The following is a 1,788-nucleotide window of genomic DNA, read 5'->3' on the forward strand; positions in this document are numbered from 1 at the left end:
GAGTAGTGATTCTGTCCCCGTGTACGACCCGAGGAGGAACAACGCTGGCGCGTGTGCGACGAGGAGTAAGACGATATTTCTGTGCCGGCGCCGCCACGCTTCGTCGGGTATCGAATCTCCCGCTGGAATGTACCTGATTACTCTCTGAAACTTGTTCGCCACTTTCCGGAGTATGGCATCGGTACCCCCCGGGTCTACAGTTCTTGGTCCCATGGTTGTCTCCAAAAAACGTGACGTAAAATGTGTTCTCTCCCCTATATCAGACCTGATAGTCTCGATGCGCGTGACGAGCGGTCGTTCGGTGGCGCTGGACGTGTCGTGGTGCTGAGAACCTCCATCGACCACTGTGCCGACGCGCGCACCTGTTCGTCGGTACCCCGTTTCGACCACCGACAGAACTAACGACGCACGATTGGTCATAGGACTACGAGACCGACGTATGGGCGAGAACGATATCCGCACGCTCTCTGTGGTTGCCGAAACAGGGGTAGATAGTCGGAAAAAGGGTCACGAACAGAGTGTGATTCACACCCCGACGGTCCACTCGGAGTCCGACGGCGCACCGAAGCAACGTGTAGATGGCGCGCGACCAGTCGCGCATCGCCGGCCACGACTTGATAGGTCTCCTCGCTCAGGACCAAGCCGATGACCGGTGAAGCCCGTACTCCGGAGGGTGAGGCCGGACCGCTCGACGGACTCACCGTCGTCGACGCGTCCCGTGTGCTCGTTGGCCCGTTCTGCACGATGCAACTCGGTGACCTCGGTGCGGACGTCATCAAGATAGAACGCCCCGGTGTCGGCGACCAGACCCGTGGGTGGCGGCCACCATCGTACGGTGACACCGAAGAGAGTGCCTACTTCCTGAGTATCAACCGCAACAAGCGCTCGGTCACGCTCGACTTCTCGACCGACGCAGGGCGTGAGGTGTTTCGTGACCTCGTGAGCGAGGCCGACATCCTCGTCGAGAACTTCCGAGTCGGAACGATGGAAGAGTGGGGGCTCGGCTACGAGGACCTCCGCGCGGAGAATCCAGGGTTGGTCTACTGTTCGCTCTCCGGATACGGTGAGTGGGGGCCGCACAAAGACCGCCCCGCGTACGACATCATGATGCAGGCAGAGGGTGGTCTGATGAGCATCACCGGCGAGGAGGACGGACCCCCCGTCCGAGTCGGCGTCGCTATCGCGGACATCGGGGCGGGGATGTACGCCACGCAGGCGATTCTCGCCGCCTTACTGCATCGTGAACTCGGCGACGGGACCGGACAGAAAGTCGACGTCAGCCTCCTCGATGGGCAAGTCGCGTGGATGAGTTACATGGCCTCGAACTACTTCGCGACGGGAACCCCACCGGGGCGAATGGGGAGTAAACACCCGACTATCACGCCCTACCAGGCCTTCGAGACCCGCGACGACTACGTCGTCGTCGCCTGCGCGTCCGAACACATCTGGCCGCGGTTCTGTGCTGCGTTCGACCTGCCGAACCTCGTGGACGACGAGCGATTCGCGACGAACACCGACCGCGTCGAAAATCGGGACGCCCTCGATTCGATTCTCGCCGAGGAACTCGCGTCGCACACGACCGACGAAGTCGTCTCACGCTGTCGCGACCACGACGTCCCGGTCAGCCCGGTCAACGACATGGCAGACGTATTCGACCACCCGCAGGTCGGCGCTCGTGGGATGCACCAGACCGTCGAGCATCCCACGGCCGGCACCGTCGAGATGGCTGGCAGTCCCATGCACTTCTCGGGGACGCCGACGTCGATTCGTCGCCACCCTCCGCTTCTC

General features: G+C 62.1%; 1 protein-coding gene and 1 pseudogene. One reads left to right on the forward strand and one right to left on the reverse strand.

The window, feature by feature from the left end; translation table 11 throughout:
- Nucleotides 1-213: pseudogene (locus AUR66_RS22450) on the reverse strand (methyl-accepting chemotaxis protein); the annotation flags it as partial.
- 432 nt (nt 214-645) lie between these two features.
- Here AUR66_RS22450 and AUR66_RS01795 point away from each other — a divergent pair.
- Nucleotides 646-1,788, forward strand: a 1,143-nt coding sequence (locus AUR66_RS01795; RefSeq protein ID WP_058570812.1) for a CaiB/BaiF CoA transferase family protein, incomplete at its 3' end; no start/stop codon positions are given.

This window comes from Haloferax profundi (assembly GCF_001469865.1).
Taxonomy (GTDB): Archaea; Halobacteriota; Halobacteria; order Halobacteriales; family Haloferacaceae; genus Haloferax; species Haloferax profundi.